The 14,428-nt window shown below is 71.5% G+C and carries 15 protein-coding genes; 3 read left to right on the forward strand and 12 right to left on the reverse strand.

Features of this window, described 5'->3' with window-relative positions:
• Positions 1-89 precede the first annotated feature (89 nt).
• Positions 90-509: a hypothetical protein gene (locus tag ASD23_RS10455; protein WP_200941706.1), complete on the forward strand. Its 420-nt coding sequence runs from the start codon at positions 90-92 to the stop codon at positions 507-509.
• A 36-nt stretch (positions 510-545) separates the two neighbouring features.
• Here the strand turns inward: ASD23_RS10455 and ASD23_RS10460 are convergent, their stop codons facing one another.
• Complete coding sequence (locus ASD23_RS10460) at positions 546-899, reverse strand: hypothetical protein (protein WP_056010077.1); 354 nt, start codon at positions 897-899, stop codon at positions 546-548.
• Positions 900-1,102: 203 nt separating this feature from the next.
• Between ASD23_RS10460 and ASD23_RS10465 the strand changes: the two genes are divergently transcribed.
• Both ASD23_RS10465 and ASD23_RS10470 read left to right on the forward strand, forming a co-directional pair.
• Positions 1,103-2,068, forward strand: coding sequence for an alpha/beta hydrolase (locus ASD23_RS10465; RefSeq protein ID WP_056010079.1), 966 nt, complete (start codon positions 1,103-1,105; stop codon positions 2,066-2,068).
• Between the two features lie 103 nt (positions 2,069-2,171).
• Positions 2,172-3,176, forward strand: coding sequence for a helix-turn-helix domain-containing protein (locus tag ASD23_RS10470; protein WP_056010082.1), 1,005 nt, complete (start codon positions 2,172-2,174; stop codon positions 3,174-3,176).
• A gap of 51 nt (positions 3,177-3,227) precedes the next feature.
• Here ASD23_RS10470 and fdxA read toward each other — a convergent pair whose 3' ends face one another.
• The 11 genes from fdxA to ASD23_RS10525 form a co-directional block, all read right to left on the reverse strand.
• A complete protein-coding gene (gene fdxA / locus ASD23_RS10475; protein ID WP_056010084.1) occupies positions 3,228-3,554 on the reverse strand; it encodes a ferredoxin in 327 nt (108 codons plus the stop codon).
• Positions 3,551-4,978: an FAD-dependent oxidoreductase gene (locus ASD23_RS10480; protein ID WP_056010086.1), complete on the reverse strand. Its 1,428-nt coding sequence runs from the start codon at positions 4,976-4,978 to the stop codon at positions 3,551-3,553. Before ASD23_RS10480 ends, fdxA begins: the two co-directional genes overlap by 4 nt.
• The gene (cobA, locus tag ASD23_RS10485; protein ID WP_082571357.1) at positions 4,975-5,796 is read right to left on the reverse strand and encodes a uroporphyrinogen-III C-methyltransferase; all 822 of its coding nucleotides are present in this window, start codon (positions 5,794-5,796) and stop codon (positions 4,975-4,977) included. The genes ASD23_RS10480 and cobA overlap by 4 nt, the downstream gene beginning before the upstream one ends.
• Entirely contained in the window at positions 5,793-6,710 is a 918-nt protein-coding gene (locus ASD23_RS10490; protein WP_056012924.1) for an ABC transporter permease, read from the reverse strand. The genes cobA and ASD23_RS10490 overlap by 4 nt, the downstream gene beginning before the upstream one ends.
• A gap of 67 nt (positions 6,711-6,777) precedes the next feature.
• Positions 6,778-7,521 (reverse strand): ABC transporter ATP-binding protein, encoded by a 744-nt coding sequence (locus tag ASD23_RS10495; protein WP_056010089.1) that lies wholly within the window; start codon positions 7,519-7,521, stop codon positions 6,778-6,780.
• 8 nt (positions 7,522-7,529) lie between these two features.
• On the reverse strand, positions 7,530-8,642 hold the full coding sequence (locus tag ASD23_RS10500) for an ABC transporter substrate-binding protein (RefSeq protein ID WP_082571359.1): 1,113 nt from the start codon (positions 8,640-8,642) through the stop codon (positions 7,530-7,532).
• On the reverse strand, positions 8,639-10,003 hold the full coding sequence (locus ASD23_RS10505; RefSeq protein WP_082571360.1) for a sulfate adenylyltransferase subunit 1: 1,365 nt from the start codon (positions 10,001-10,003) through the stop codon (positions 8,639-8,641). The genes ASD23_RS10500 and ASD23_RS10505 overlap by 4 nt, the downstream gene beginning before the upstream one ends.
• Positions 10,003-10,926 (reverse strand): sulfate adenylyltransferase subunit CysD, encoded by a 924-nt coding sequence (cysD, locus tag ASD23_RS10510; protein WP_235507709.1) that lies wholly within the window; start codon positions 10,924-10,926, stop codon positions 10,003-10,005. The genes ASD23_RS10505 and cysD overlap by 1 nt, the downstream gene beginning before the upstream one ends.
• The gene (locus tag ASD23_RS10515) at positions 10,923-11,666 is read right to left on the reverse strand and encodes a phosphoadenylyl-sulfate reductase (RefSeq protein ID WP_056010093.1); all 744 of its coding nucleotides are present in this window, start codon (positions 11,664-11,666) and stop codon (positions 10,923-10,925) included. Before ASD23_RS10515 ends, cysD begins: the two co-directional genes overlap by 4 nt.
• Entirely contained in the window at positions 11,663-13,396 is a 1,734-nt protein-coding gene (locus ASD23_RS10520; RefSeq protein ID WP_082571361.1) for a nitrite/sulfite reductase, read from the reverse strand. Before ASD23_RS10520 ends, ASD23_RS10515 begins: the two co-directional genes overlap by 4 nt.
• A gap of 155 nt (positions 13,397-13,551) precedes the next feature.
• Entirely contained in the window at positions 13,552-14,340 is a 789-nt protein-coding gene (locus tag ASD23_RS10525) for a sirohydrochlorin chelatase (protein WP_056010095.1), read from the reverse strand.
• Positions 14,341-14,428: the final 88 nt, after the last annotated feature.

Consider the following 14,428-nt stretch of genomic DNA (forward strand, 5'->3'; position numbering starts at 1 on the left):
GCGTAGCATGGCTGCGAACAGGGCAGCCGAGTCATCCGCCGGCATCGTCGACGCTCGGCCGCCCAGGATGGCGGGTCGAGCCGATGAACATGACGATGGACATGATGAAGGGGGCCATGTCGTCGTCGGAGATGCCCATGCAGGGCATGGATCCGGCGATGATGCAGGAGTGTATGGAGGCCCTGTCCGCCTGCATGCAGGCGTGCGTGATGTGCGCCGACGCCGATGCGGGTGAGGGCATGGGGCGCTGCGCCAGCCTCTGCGCGAACTGCGCCGACATGTGCGACACGATGATGCGCATGATGCTGCGCATGCACGGCTGGGACGCGCAGGTGATGATGTCGATGATGCAGTCGACGGTCACGATGGCGCGCGCCTGCTCCGCCGAGTGCATGAAGCACGCCGAGATGAGCGAGCACTGCCGCATGTGCGCGATGGCGTGCGATCAGGCCGTCATGGCGATGGAGAAGATGATGGGCTCGATGAGCGAGGCGATGCCGATGGCGTGAGGCCCGGGCCAGCCCGGTCCGCTCAGCTCCGCCCGATCAGGCCGCCGCGACGCTGAAGCGGCGACCGCCGTGCGCGAGCACTCCGTACACGTCGTGCACCGCGACGGGTGCACCCACGACCAGCACGCCGCCGAAGGCGTCGTGATGCCACACGCGGCGCAGTCGCTCCCCCGCGAACTCGGCGACGGTGGCGAATCCGTCGCCGTCGATCTCGACGACGATCGCGTCGACCCACTTGCTCGCCGTCGCTCCGGCGAGCCGCTCCTGCATCACGTGCAGCCGGTGACCCGGCCGGTCGCTGCCGCACGTCGCAGACGCCTCGCAACCGCGCATGCCCATGACCGTGCCGGCGTGCGGCTCGGTGCTGGTCTGCGGTTCGCGGTGCGACATGATGGCTCCTCGGGATTCGTTGCGGCCACGATACGCCGGGGGCGAGCGGATGTCCCGGCCGCCCGTCATACGCGGAAATGATCCGCCGAACGGCGGGAGAATGGCTCGCATCCCGCCGCGGACGGCGGTTTCGCGGCACCGGGATGCGCCGGAGGATCGAAGGAGTCGTCACGACGAGGTGGCGCACGACGGAGGAGCTCCACATGACCGACACCCTGGCCCGTCCCCCCTTCGATCCCGAGCTGGAGGCCGTCCTCGGCTTGCTCGCCGAATCGCTGCCGCCATCGATCACGCCCGAGATGATCACGCTCATGCGCCAGGCCCCGATCGTCGCTTCGGTCGACGACCTGCTCGTCGCACGGGGCATCACGCGGCGCGACGTGACGATCCCGGGGCACGAGGGTGCCGACATCATCGTCACGGTCCTGGCTCGCGAGGGCCGTACCGGCACCGGTCCCGGGATCTTCCACACCCACGGCGGCGGCATGATCATCGGCGATCGCTTCGTGGGCATCGCCGCGATCGTCGACTGGATCGAACGCTTCGACGCCGTGTGCGTCACGGTCGAGTACCGCCTCGCGCCCGAGTTCCCCGACCCGTACCCGGTCGAGGACTGCTACGCGGGACTCCTCTGGACCGCCGAGCACGCCGACGAGCTCGGGATCGATCCGACCCGGCTCATCATCGCCGGCGCGAGTGCCGGCGGCGGGCTGGCAGCCGGTGTCTCACTGCTCGCGCGCGACCGCGGCGGCCCCGCACTGGCCGGCCAGGTGCTGATCTACCCGATGCTCGACGACCGCGATGCCTCCGTGTCGACGCGACAGATCGACGGCGTCGGCGTGTGGGACCGCACGAGCAACGTCACCGGCTGGGGTGCGCTGCTCGGCGACCGGCGCGCAACGGGCGACGTCTCGATCTACGCCGCCCCGGCGCGCGCCACCGATCTCTCCGGGCTGCCGCCCGCGTTCATCGACTGCGGCAGCGCCGAGGTGTTCCGCGACGAGGACGTGGCCTACGCCTCGCAGATCTGGGCCGACGGCGGCCAGGCCGAGCTGCACGTCTGGCCCGGCGGCTTCCACGGATTCGACATGATGGCCCCGCACGCGGCACTCTCCCGTTCGATGACGGAGACCCGCACCAACTGGGTCGGCCGCATCCTCGGGGCCTGATCTTCCGCGGTCGCGGGCGGCGAGCGTGCCTGCCCCCGCCTGCGGCCGCGGGAACCACCGGCGTGACCTAGGGTTGGCAGAACCCCGCGATGGAGCCAGGCATATGCAGGAACTCGTCGGTCGACTGACCGCGTTGGACCCCGAGGCGAGCGACACCCTGAAGGTCGTCTCGTACTTCGACACGCTCGTCGCCGGCGGCGTCGGCGTCGAGACCCTGCTCCGCGGTGCCGCCGTGCTCACCGGCACGACCGCCGGCCGCGCGATCGAGGGGCGGGCCCCGACTCGCATCGCCCCCGACGGCGAGCGGGCGGAGTCAGGCACCGACGCCGAGGCATCCGTCTGGCCGTCGCGTCGGACGAGCGACGGCTCCCGCGTCTGGATCGAGCGCGAGGGCCAGGCGCACGCGAACGACGCGATGGTGCTCGAACGTCTCGCCCTCGCGGTCGCGATCACCTCGGCCCGGCGCGCGAACACGGCGGATGCCGCCGTCGAGGTGGTGGTCTCCTCGAGTGCCGCGCCCGCGGAACGCGCGGTGGCGGCCTCGAGGCTGCGCCTCGACACGCGCGATCACGTGCGCGCGGTCGCCTTCCATCCGGATGCCGCGGCGCTCGTGCCCGGCCCGAACGCCGTCGTCGCGACATCGCGAGGCCTCGCGAGAGTCGTGCTCGTCGGGCGTGCGGTCGACGTGCCGAGCGGCATCCTCGCCGGCATCGGTGTCGACGGGCCGGCCGAACGGCTCCCCGAGTCGTGGGCGTCGGCGCTCGTGGCGCTCCGGCTGAGCACCGTGCACCAACCCGTCGTCGATGCCGCCGAGCTCGGCGCCGTGCTCCTCGTCGCGGAGGCTGCCGACCGGCGGGGCGAGCCGCATCCCGACGCCACGGCGCTCGCCGCGCTCGACCCGCGCACTCGCGAGGTGCTCGACGCCGTCGCCGATGCGGGCAGCATGCGGGCCGCGGCATCCGTGCTCGGCATGCACCACTCGAGCGTGCAGGCACGGGCCGACGCGATCACCGCGCAGCTCGGGTACGACCCGCGAACGCCGACGGGCCGCACCCGGTACTTCCTCGCCCGGGCGCTCGCGGCGCTCGCCCGGCCCGGGCTCGGCTGAGCCCGACTCCCCCGACACTGCCCTGCGTCGGGCGCGCATCAGACGCGTGCGTCAGGCGTGCGCCGCCTGCGGCGGCAGCGCGGCGATGACCGGGTGGTCGAAGTCGAGCACGCCCGTCTTCGCGGCACCGCCGGGCGAGCCGATCTCGTCGAAGAACTCGACGTTGGCCTTGTAGTAGTCGGCCCAGACGTCGGGCAGGTCGTCCTCGTAGTAGATCGCCTCGACCGGGCACACCGGTTCGCAGGCACCGCAGTCGACGCACTCGTCGGGGTGGATGTAGAGCGAGCGCTCACCCTCGTAGATGCAGTCGACCGGGCACTCGTCGATGCAGGCCCGGTCCTTGACGTCGACGCAGGGCAGCGCGATGACGTACGTCACGAGACGACCAGTGCCCCGTCGCGCGAGATGCCGACCTGCTCGTCGCGGGGCACGACCTTGACGCGCTCGCGCACGATCTCGCCGTACACCTCGTGCGGCTCGAACGCCTCGCCGAGCGAGCGCTCGTGCGCGTCGAGCGCGAGCCATCCGCTCCACGTCGTGTAGTGCACGCCGCGAGCCTCGAGCAGCTCGAAGACCTCTTCGCCGTCGGCGGGGTCGACGAGCAGGGCGGGCAGCGAGCCCGACGCGGCATCCTCGACGAGGTTCGTGATGGTCTCGAGCGCGTCGCCCTTCGTGTGACCGATGAGGCCGACCGGGCCGCGCTTGATCCAGCCGGTCGCGTAGACACCGGGCAGGTGCTCCCCCGCGGCATCCGTCACGCGCCCGCCCGCGTTCGGGATGACCGCGCGCTGCTCGTCGAACGGCACGCCGGCGACCGGCGAGCTGGCGTAGCCGACGGCGCGGTACACGGCCTGCACGGGCACGTCGACGAACTCGCCGGTGCCCTCGACCGAGCCGTCGCCGACGGGGCGGGTCAGTTCGAAGCGCACGGCCTCGACGGCCTCGGCGCCCAGCACCTCGACCGGGGCGTGCAGGAAGTGCAGGTGCAGACGACGGGACGCCGTGTACTCGTGATCGGAGGGCTTCCGCCATCCGTTGAGCGTGCGGGTCATGACCTTGACCTGGTTGTTCGAGGCGAACAGCGCCTCGGCGTGCGGGTCGTTCGCCGCGCGCTCGAAGTCGTCGTCGTAGACGATGACGTCGACGTCGGGCACCTCGCCGAGCTCGCGGAGCTCGATCGGGGTGAACTTCACGTGACCGGGACCGCGGCGGCCGAAGACGTGCACGTCGGTGACCGGCGAGGCCTCGAGGCCCTCGACGACGTTCGCTGGGACATCCGTCGACAGCAGGTCCTTCGGGTGCTTCGCGAGCACGCGGGCGACGTCGAGTGCGACGTTTCCGTTGCCGATGACGGCGATCGACTGCGCCTCGAGCGGCCAGGTGCGGGGCACGTCGGGGTGACCGTCGTACCAGGCGACGAAGTCGGCCGCGCCGTACGAGCCGGGCAGGTCGATGCCGGGGATGTCGAGCGGGGCGTCCTTCAGGGCGCCGGTGGCGAAGATGACGGCGTCGTAGCGCTCCTGCAGCTCGGCGACCGTGATGTCGCGGCCCACCTCGACGTTGCCGATGAGGCGGATCGTGCCGGCGTCGAGCATCTCGTGCAGCGAGTTCACGATGCCCTTGATGCGCGGGTGGTCGGGCGCCACGCCGTAGCGGATCAGGCCGTAGGGCGCCGGAAGCGACTCGTACAGGTCGATCGCGACCTCGCCGCCGGACTCACCGACCTGGCGGTTCAGGATGTTGCCGGCGTAGATGCCGGCCGGGCCGGCGCCGATGATCGCGACGCGGAGGGAGAGGGTCATGGCTGCGTGGTCTTTCGGTCTGCTGAGGCGGGCGGCGCCTCGGTGGCGGGGGTCGCGGCGGGTGCGACCGCCGAGGTCGTGATGGCTTCGGGGGCGTACGGGCTCAAGGCCACGACGTCGCCGACGACGACGACCGCGGGCGAGCGGACGCCGCGGCGCGCCGCCTGCAGCGCGATCGTGTCGAGCGTGCCGACGGTCACGCGCTGGGCGGGGCCGTAGCCGTCTTCGATGATCGCGACGGGGCAGTCGACGCCGCGTACGCCGCGGGCGAGGGTGATGGCGGAGTTCGCGAGGGTCCCGATGCCCATGAGCAGCACGACCGTGTGGTCGCGGCCGCCGCCGAGCGACTGGATCTGCTCGTGCCCCGTGACGACGGTGAAGGTCGTCGCGAGCCCGCGGTGCGTGAGCGGGATGCCGGCGATCGCGGGCACCGAGATGGCGCTCGTGATGCCGGGCACGACCTCGACGTCGATGCCGTGGTCTCGGCAGAACGCGAGTTCCTCGCCGCCGCGGCCGAAGATGAAGGGGTCGCCGCCCTTCAGCCGCACGACGCGCTTGCCGTCGCGGGCGAGGCTCACGAGCAGCGCATTGATGGCGTCCTGCGGCACCGCGTGGTGACCGGGCAGCTTGCCGACGTCGACGACCTCGGCGCTGAGCGCGACGCCCTCGGCGGCGAGCCCGTCGAGCACTCCGCGGGCACCGAGGCGATCGGCGACGATCACGTCGGCGGCCTCCAGAGCACGGAGGCCGCGGATCGTGAGGAGGCCCGCGTCGCCCGGTCCGGCGCCGACGAGCACGACAGATCCGGCGGCGGTCATCGGGTGCCTCCGAGGAGTCCGCGGCGACGCAGCATCCGGCGTTCGAGCGGGGCGAAGAAGACGAGCTCGATGAGGATGCCGATGAAGAGGATCACGAGCACGGCCGCGAGCACGCCGCCGATGTCGGCGAGTTCTCGGCTCTGCTGCAGCATCGAGCCGAGGCCGAAGCCGATCGTGCCGCCGACGGCGATGATCTCGGCCGCCATGAGCGAGCGCCACGAGAACGCCCAGCCCTGCTTGAGGCCGGCGACGTAGCCCGGGAGCGCCGCGGGAAGCACGACGAGGGTGGCGAGCCGGGTGCGCCCGGCGCCGAGCACGGTTCCCACGCGGCGCAGCTGCGGCGGCACCTGCTCGACGCCCGCGATGAGGCCGTTCACGATCGACGGCGTGGCGCCCATGAGCACGACGAAGTAGACCGTGGCGTCCGTCAGCCCGAACCAGAGGATCGCGGCGGGCACCCACGCCACCGACGGCAGCACCTGCAGGCCCGAGATGCTGGGGCCGACCGCCCGGCGCAGCGGCTTCACCTCGGCGAGCAGCAGGCCGAGGGGCGTTCCGACGACGACCGCGATGAGGAAGCCGACGACGCCGCGCTCGAGGCTCGTGAGCACGGCGGTCTGCAGTCGGCCCGACTCCCATGCCTGCGACATGGCGGCGACGACGTCGAGCGGGCCGGGAACGATGTCGGGGCGCGGCTGCGCGATCACGACGTAGAGCTGCCAGACGGCGATGAGCGCCAGGACGAAGAGGATGGGCGGCAGGACGCTCGTGGTGAAGCGCTGCCAGGCTCGCGGTGCGTGCTCGGGATCGGTCTGCAGGCGGTCGAGGCCGGCCTCGAGACTTCTGAGGTCGTCATTGGCTGGTCGAGTAGCGTCCGACGAAGGAGGACGCGTATCGAGACCCGGTGCGGGGATCTCGGTGTCGGCTTCCAAGGTCTCGATACGCTCCTGCGTCGCTACTCGACCGGCTGTGGAATTCTCGTCATGCGGCATTTCGGCGGATCTCCTTCCGGAGCTGTTCCGTGATCTCGATCGAGAGCGCCGCGACCTCGGGCGACTCGATGCGGCGTCCGGATGTCTCGGCGATGCGCCACTCGCCCGCGACTCGGCCGGGCCGGGACGACAGGAGGACGACCCGTTGCCCGAGCCGAGCAGCTTCGCGGACATTGTGTGTGACGAAGACGATGGTGCGACCGGTGCGGCGCCAGACCCGTTCGAGCTCCTCGTGCAGGAGGTCGCGGGTGATCGCGTCGAGGGCGGCGAACGGCTCGTCCATGAGGAGCACCGGCCGGTCCTGCGCGAGGGCACGGGCGAGCGCGACGCGCTGCCGCATGCCGCCCGAGAGTTCATGGGGGCGCTTCTCCGCGGCATCCGCGAGGTTGACCGTGTCGAGGAGCTCCAGCGCCTCGCCTCGCCGGGCCGACCGCGCGACGCCGCGCAGGCGCAGCGCGAGCTCGACGTTCTGGCGGGCGGTGAGCCACGGCATGAGCGCCGACTCCTGGAACATCACGGCGGCGCCCTCGGCGGGCACGTCGATGGTGCCCGTCGTCGGGCGGTCGAGGCCGGCGATGAGGTTCAGCAGCGTCGACTTGCCGCATCCGGAGGCGCCGAGCAGGCAGACGAACTCTCCGGCCCCGACCGACAGGTTCACGTCGTCGAGCACGAGCGGGCCCGCGCCGAAGCGCTTGCCGAGTTGCTCGATGCGGATGGCCGTCTGCCCGCTCATGGTCGCTCCTACTCCTCGCCGAGGCCGCCGGCCGAGACCGGCTCGCCGCCGTCGGACTCGAGGAGCCCGTTCAGGAGACGCAGGTCGAACAGCCCGTCGATCGAGCCGTCCTTCTGCGTGCCGGCTTCGAGGCCGTTCGCGACCAGCGTCTCGAAGGTCTCTGCGTGCGGATCGACCGAGAAGGTGACGTACTCGAGCGCCCGGGTGAGCACCTCGTCGGCCAGCGGCTTGCCCGTCTCGGCCTCGAGGGCGGCGTTGATGACGGTCGGCGCCTCGTCGGCATGGTCCTCGAGCCATGCGACGGAGGCCACGTGGCCCTCGAGCAGCGCCTCCACCGTCTCGGGGTGCTCCTCGAGGAAGTCGGCGCGGACGAGCAGCACGGTCGTCGGGAACGCGCCGTCCTCCCAGAGGTCGGCCTCGTCGACGAGCACGTGCGCACCGGCGTCGACGATCAGCCGCGAGACCCACGGCTCGGGCAGCCAGGCGCCGTCGATCGCGCCCTGCTGGAAGAGCGTGAGGGTCTGCGCGTTCTCGGTCGGCGTGATGTGCACGTCGCCGCCGCCCGTGGTGTCGGTCTCGTATCCCTCGCTCGCGAGCCACGAGCGCAGCGCCACGTCCTGCGTGTTGCCGAGCTGCGGCGTCGCGAGGGTCGCGCCCTCGAGGTCGGCCGGCGAGTCGATGCCGTCGCGGACGACGAGTGCAGCACCACCGGTGGCGGCGCCGGCGACGATGTGCGCCGACTGCCCGCCCGACTGGATGAACGTGTTGATCGACGGGTTCGGCCCGATGTAGGTCGCGTCGATCGCGCCGGCCGAGAGTGCCTCGATCGCGGCGGGGCCGGCGTTGAAGACCTGCGTCGTGAGCTTCGTGTCGCCGAGGGCGTCGGCGAAGAGGCCCTCCTCGAGCCCCACGAGCGCGGGCGCGTGGGTGACGTTCGCGAAGTAGCCGAGGCGCAGCTCGGCGGCGGGCGTGGTCGTCGCCGAGGCATCCGCTGCCTCTCCCGCGGCCGACTGCGGAGCGCAACCGCTGAGGGAGAGCACCGCTGCCGTGACGATCGCCGCCGCGAGCATCATGCCCGCGACCAGGCCGAGGCGGGAACGGGCGCGTGATGTTGCGGTCATGCTGCTACTCCTTCGGTGTCGGTGGTCGTGCGGGTGGTGCTCCCGGCTACGCCGGTGTCTGGGGTCACCGGTGCGGTGACGATCCCGGCGGCGAGCGTGGCGCCCGACTGCGGGTCGATGACGAGGAACGCGCCGGCGCGACGGTGCGCGGCGTACTCCTCGACGGGCAGGTCGGCCGAGAGGCGCACGCGCACCTGGCCGATGTCATTGATCTCGAGCAGGTCGGCCGGCTCGAGCTCGAGGGAGTCGAGGTCGCGGCGTCCGACGATCTCGGGCACGAGCGCCTGCACGGTCGTCGTGCCCGACTTCACGAGCACGCGCGCGCCGGGGCGGAGCGCTGCCGCGCCGAGCCAGAACACGGATGCGTCGAGCTCGCGTCGCGGCTCGGGCAGCGCGCCCGCGGCCACGATGACCGCACCGCGTGCGGCGTCGAGCTGGTCGGCCAGTCGCAGCGACACCGAGCGTGGGGCGGATGCCTCGTCGACGGAGGCCGACCCGGCGTCGATGCCCGTCACGGTCGTGGTCGCGCCGCCCGGGAAGACCTGCACGCGGTCGCCGACCCGCACCGTGCCGGAGGAGATGCGTCCCGCGAAGGCACGGTAGTCGCGGAAGGACTCGGTGTCGTCGACGTCGTGCGCGAGCGCGCCCTGCGGGCGGATCACGAGCTGCACGGGGAAGCGAAGCGCCTCGAACTCGGTCTCGAGCTCGTCGAGCGACGGCAGCGTCTCGAGCAGTTCGAGCAGGCTCGGGCCCTCGTACCACGGGGTGTTCGCCGATCGGTCGACGATGTTGTCGCCCTCGAGCGCCGACACCGGGATCACATGCGTGTCGGCGAGGCCGAGTTCGCGCGCGAGCGCGGCGACATCCGATGCGACCGTGTCGTAGGCCTGCTGCGAGTAGCCGAGCAGGTCGATCTTGTTGACCGCGATGATCACGTGCGGCACGCGCAGCAGCGCGACGACGGCGAGGTGTCGCCGCGTCTGCTCGAGCACGCCGTTGCGGGCGTCGACGAGCACGACGACGGCATCGGCGGTCGTGGCGCCGGTCACCATGTTGCGCGTGTACTGCACGTGCCCGGGGCAGTCGGCGAGGATGAACGAGCGGCGGCCGGTCGAGAAGTAGCGGTAGGCCACGTCGATCGTGATGCCCTGCTCGCGCTCGGCGCGGAGTCCGTCGGTGAGCAGCGCGAAGTCGATCGCGCCGGGCTCGCCGCCGAAGCCGCGCTCGGCGGACGTGCGGGCGACCGACTCGAGCTGGTCGGCGAGGATCGCCTTCGAGTCGTGCAGCAGGCGGCCGACCAGGGTCGACTTGCCGTCATCGACGGAGCCGGCGGTCGCGAAGCGGAACAGTGCGTCGCTCATCAGAAGTACCCGTCCTTCTTGCGATCCTCCATGGCGGCCTCCGAGATGCGGTCGTCGGCCCGGGTCGCCCCGCGCTCGGTGAGCGTGGAGGTCGCGACCTCGGCCACGACATCGGCGACGGATGCCGCGTGGGACTCGACGGCCCCGGTGCAGCTCATGTCGCCCACGGTGCGGTAGCGAACCGTGCGACGCTCGACGACCTCGTCGGGGCGCGCGGGCGAGACGTCGGAGATCGCACGCCACATGCCGTCGCGGCGGTAGACCTCGCGTTCGTGCGCGTAGTACAGCGGCGGCAGCTCGATCCCCTCGCGTTCGATGTAGCGCCACACGTCGAGTTCGGTCCAGTTCGAGATCGGGAACGCCCGCACGTGCTGGCCGACGGTGTGGCGGCCGTTGTACAGGTCCCAGAGCTCGGGGCGCTGGTTGCGCGGGTCCCACTGGCCGAACTCGTCGCGAAGACTGAGGATGCGCTCCTTGGCTCGGGCCTTGTCCTCGTCGCGGCGGGCGCCGCCGAAGACGGCATCGTGCCTGCCCGCCGCGATCGCGTCGAGCAGCGGCTGCGTCTGCAGCGGGTTGCGCGTGCCGTCGGCGCGCTCCTGCAACCGGCCGTCGTCGAGGTAGTCCTGCACGGACGCCACCTCGAGCCGGAGGCCGAGCCGCTCGACCGTGCGGTCGCGGAAGTCGATGACCTCGGGGAAGTTGTGGCCGGTGTCGACGTGCAGCACCGGGAACGGCACTCGGCCGGGCCAGAAGGCCTTGGCCGCGAGGTGCAGCACGAGCACGGAGTCCTTGCCGCCCGAGAAGAGCAGCACGGGCCGCTCGAACTCGGCGACGACCTCGCGGATGATGTGGATCGCCTCGGACTCGAGGGCGTCGAGCGCGTCGATGCCGGTCTCGACGGGGATCGTGTCGATGGCGCTCATACGTGCAGCCCGCATTCCGTCTTGTCGAGGCCCGCCCAGCGGCCGGCCCTGGGGTCTTCGCCCTCGGCGACCTTGCGTGTGCACGGCTCGCAGCCGATCGACGGGTAGCCCTGGGTCAGGAGGTCGTTCACGGGCACGCCGAAGGCGTTCGAGTAGTCGATCAGCTCGTCGAAGCTCCACGCCGCGAGCGGATTGACCTTGACCAGCCCGTTGCGCTCGTCGAACGTCACGAGCGGGGTGTTCGTGCGCGTGGGCGCCTCGTCGCGACGGACGCCCGTGAACCACAGCTCGTACCCCGTGAGCGCGTCGTGCAACGGTGCGACCTTGCGCATGGCGCAGCACTCCGCTGCGTCGCGGGCGAAGAGGTCGAGGCCGTACTTCGCGTTCTGCTCGACCACCGTGAGTTCGGGCAGCACGTCGACCACGCGCACGTCCAGTGCGGCTGCGACCCGGTCGCGCGTCTCGTACGTCTTCGCGAAGTGGTAGCCCGTGTCGAGGAACAGCACGTCGACGCCCGGCAGCGACTGCGCCACCACGTGAGGGAGCACGGCGTCGGCCATCGAGCAGGCGACGGCCGCGGCATCCGCGTCGAAATTGCGCGCGACCCAGGCGATGACCTCGTAGGCGGATGCCTCGTCGGCCGCGAGGCTGCGGAGTTCGGCGTTGCCCGCCTCGGCGAGCGCGCGCAATTCGTCGTGCGTGCGCAGCGCGGTGGCGCGGGGGGCGAGGGAGACGCTCATCGGAGCACCTCCTCGTCGGCGCGGTGCGCCCATTCGGCGAACGTCTCGTCGGCCGCGGCGTCGCGCTCGTCGAGGAAGCGCTTCACGACCCGCTCGACGTAGACGGCGATGCCGTCGGCTTCGACCTTGAGGCCGCGCACGGTGCGGCCGAGGCCGGCGTCCTCGCGGTCGGCCGTCGCGAGCCCGCCGCCGAGGTGCACCTGGTAGCCGGGCACCTGCTCGCCGGCGTCGTTCATGATGAGCTGGCCCTTGAGCCCGATGTCGGCCGTCTGGATGCGCGCGCACGAGTTCGGGCAGCCGTTGACGTGCAGGCTGATGGGGTGCGGCAGGTCGAACCCGTCGAGCGTGCGCTCGAGGTCGAGCACGGCGGCCGTGGCGAACGCCTTCGTCTCGACGATCGCGAGCTTGCAGAACTCGATGCCGGTGCACGCGATCGTGCCGCGGCGGATGAGGCTCGGGCGTGCCGACAGGCCGAGCTCGTCGAGGCCCGTGATGAGCGACTCGACGCGATCCTCGGGGATGTCGAGGATCACGAGCTTCTGGTGCGGCGTCGTGCGCAGGCGCGAGGAGCCGTGCGCCTCGATGAGCTCGGCGAGCTTCGCGAGGGTCGGTCCCGAGACGCGGCCGACGATCGGCGTCGCGCCGATGTAGACCCGGCCGTCCTTCTGACGGTGGACGCCGACGTGGTCGCCGTGCGCGAGCGGCTTGGGGGCCGCCGGCCCGTCGGGCAGCGGCGCCTCGAGGTACTCGGTCTCGAGCACCTGGCGGAACTTCTCGGTGCCCCAGTCGGCGAGCAGGAACTTGAGGCGTGCCTTGTTGCGCAGCCGCCGGTAGCCGTAGTCGCGGAAGATCTGGGCGACGCCGTGCCAGGCGTCGGCCACGAGCTCCGGCGCGACGAAGACGCCGAGGCGCTCTGCGAGGCGCGGCGACGTCGAGAGCCCGCCGCCGACCCAGAGGTCGTATCCGATGCCGAGCTCGGGGTGCTCCACCGCGACGAACGCGACGTCGTTGATCTCGTGCACGACGTCCTGGCTCGGGTGCCCGGTGATCGCGGTCTTGAACTTGCGGGGCAGGTTCGCGAGCGTCTCATCGCCGATGAAGCGGCTCGTGATCTCCTCGATCTGCGCGGTCGGGTCGATGAGCTCGTCGGCGGCGATGCCGGCGACGGGAGAGCCGAGCACGACGCGCGGCACGTCGCCGCACGCCTCGGTCGTGCCGAGGCCGACGGCCTCGAGACGGCGCCAGATCTCAGGGACGTCCTCGACGCGGATCCAGTGCAGCTGGATGTTCTGCCGGTCGGTGAGGTCGGCGGTGCCCCGGCCGAAGTCGATCGAGATGTCGGCGATCACGCGAAGCTGTTCGGTCGTGAGCTGCCCGCCGTCGATGCGCACGCGCAGCATGAAGAACTCGTCTTCGAGCTCGTGCGGCTCGAGGGTCGCGGTGCGGCCTCCGTCGATGCCGGGCTTGCGCTGGGTGTACAGCCCCCAGACCCGGAAGCGGCCGTGCAGGTCGGTCGGGTCGATCGACGCGAACCCGCCCTTCGAGTAGATCTTCTCGATGCGGTCGCGCACGCTCAGGCCGTTGTCGACCTGCTTCCACTCCTCGTTGCCGTTGAGCGGTGCCGTGCCGTCGACCTTCCACTGCCCGTGCGGGCGACTCGCCGGTCGGGGCGGACGCTCGCCGGAGCGGGCCGCGGGGCGGTTCGGCGCCTCGATCGTCTCCTGCGTCATGTCTCTCCTCGGTCACCGCTGAATGCGGGTTTCGACCGAGGCTAGGCGGATCGGCGGCGAGCCGGGCCGCGAGCCGTCACATCACGGCAAGGAAGGAAACACGGCGTCAATCACGGCAATGCGGCGTCACAATCGGTGAGGCGAGGCGCCCAGCGCTATGCTTCCGGCGCGGCATCGGATGCCTCGGCGACAGCCTCGGAGACGGACGCCGCGAACCGGTCGAGCACGACGTCGACGAGCTCGACCGGGGCATCATCGGGGGTCAGCAGCGGCTCGGTGACGAGATCGGCACCCGCAGCCGCCGCGAGGTCCTGGAAGTACCCCGGCGCCAGCAGGTAGCTCGCCACGACGACGCGATGATCCCCTCCCCCATCTCGGACCGTTGCGATCGCGTCCGCGAGCCTGGGTTCGGCCGCCGAGAGGAATCCGACGGTCACCGGTGCGCCGAGCGCCACCGCGAGCCGCTCGCCCATGTCGCGGCAGTCGTCCACCGCTCGCGCGTCGCTCGAGCCCGCCACCGCGAGCACCACGAGGTCGTCGTGCGTCGCGCCGGCCTCGTCGAGACGACGCCGCAGCACCTCGACGAGCCGGTCGTCGGGCCCAAGGGCGCCGGCGAGGCGCACCGGTCGATCCACGACACCGTCGATCTCGCGCCGGAGGTCGACGTGCACGTGATACCCAGCCGAGAGCAGGAGCGGCACGACGACGGCCGGCGCCGAGCGCGGCAGCGCATCGAGAGTGGCCGCGACATCCGGCTGTTGCACGTCGACGTGCCCGAGACGCACGATCGCCGGCGATGGCACTGGGACGTCCGCTGCTACCGACGCTGAGCGCCCTGCTGCAGCATCGCCGACGGCGTCGATGAGTCGCTGCACCGCGGCCTGTCCATCTGCCGATGCCGTGCCATGCGAGATGCCGACGAGCGCGGCGGTCGTGTGGTCCATCCCTCCATCGTGCACTGCTCGCGGGACTCCGAGCGAGCGAGAGAAATCCACGACATTGACAACGGTGTTGACACCTCGTAGATTCCGG

The organism is Agromyces sp. Root1464, assembly GCF_001427265.1.
In the GTDB taxonomy this organism is placed as follows: Bacteria; Actinomycetota; Actinomycetes; order Actinomycetales; family Microbacteriaceae; genus Agromyces; species Agromyces fucosus.

Bases quoted from the DNA above. Each gene is read 5' to 3' on its own strand.
- ASD23_RS10480 (WP_056010086.1), bottom strand. From the start codon at position 4,978: ATGACCCTCTCCCTCCGCGTCGCGATCATCGGCGCCGGCCCGGCCGGC.
- ASD23_RS10465 (WP_056010079.1), top strand. From the start codon at position 1,103: ATGACCGACACCCTGGCCCGTCCCCCCTTCGATCCCGAGCTGGAGGCC.
- ASD23_RS10520 (WP_082571361.1), bottom strand. From the start codon at position 13,396: ATGACGCAGGAGACGATCGAGGCGCCGAACCGCCCCGCGGCCCGCTCC.
- cobA (WP_082571357.1), bottom strand. From the start codon at position 5,796: ATGACCGCCGCCGGATCTGTCGTGCTCGTCGGCGCCGGACCGGGCGAC.
- ASD23_RS10495 (WP_056010089.1), bottom strand. From the start codon at position 7,521: ATGAGCGGGCAGACGGCCATCCGCATCGAGCAACTCGGCAAGCGCTTC.
- ASD23_RS10460 (WP_056010077.1), bottom strand. From the start codon at position 899: ATGTCGCACCGCGAACCGCAGACCAGCACCGAGCCGCACGCCGGCACG.
- ASD23_RS10525 (WP_056010095.1), bottom strand. From the start codon at position 14,340: ATGGACCACACGACCGCCGCGCTCGTCGGCATCTCGCATGGCACGGCA.
- cysD (WP_235507709.1), bottom strand. From the start codon at position 10,926: ATGAGCGCCATCGACACGATCCCCGTCGAGACCGGCATCGACGCGCTC.
- ASD23_RS10470 (WP_056010082.1), top strand. From the start codon at position 2,172: ATGCAGGAACTCGTCGGTCGACTGACCGCGTTGGACCCCGAGGCGAGC.
- ASD23_RS10515 (WP_056010093.1), bottom strand. From the start codon at position 11,666: ATGAGCGTCTCCCTCGCCCCCCGCGCCACCGCGCTGCGCACGCACGAC.
- ASD23_RS10505 (WP_082571360.1), bottom strand. From the start codon at position 10,003: ATGAGCGACGCACTGTTCCGCTTCGCGACCGCCGGCTCCGTCGATGAC.
- ASD23_RS10455 (WP_200941706.1), top strand. From the start codon at position 90: ATGACGATGGACATGATGAAGGGGGCCATGTCGTCGTCGGAGATGCCC.
- ASD23_RS10500 (WP_082571359.1), bottom strand. From the start codon at position 8,642: ATGACCGCAACATCACGCGCCCGTTCCCGCCTCGGCCTGGTCGCGGGC.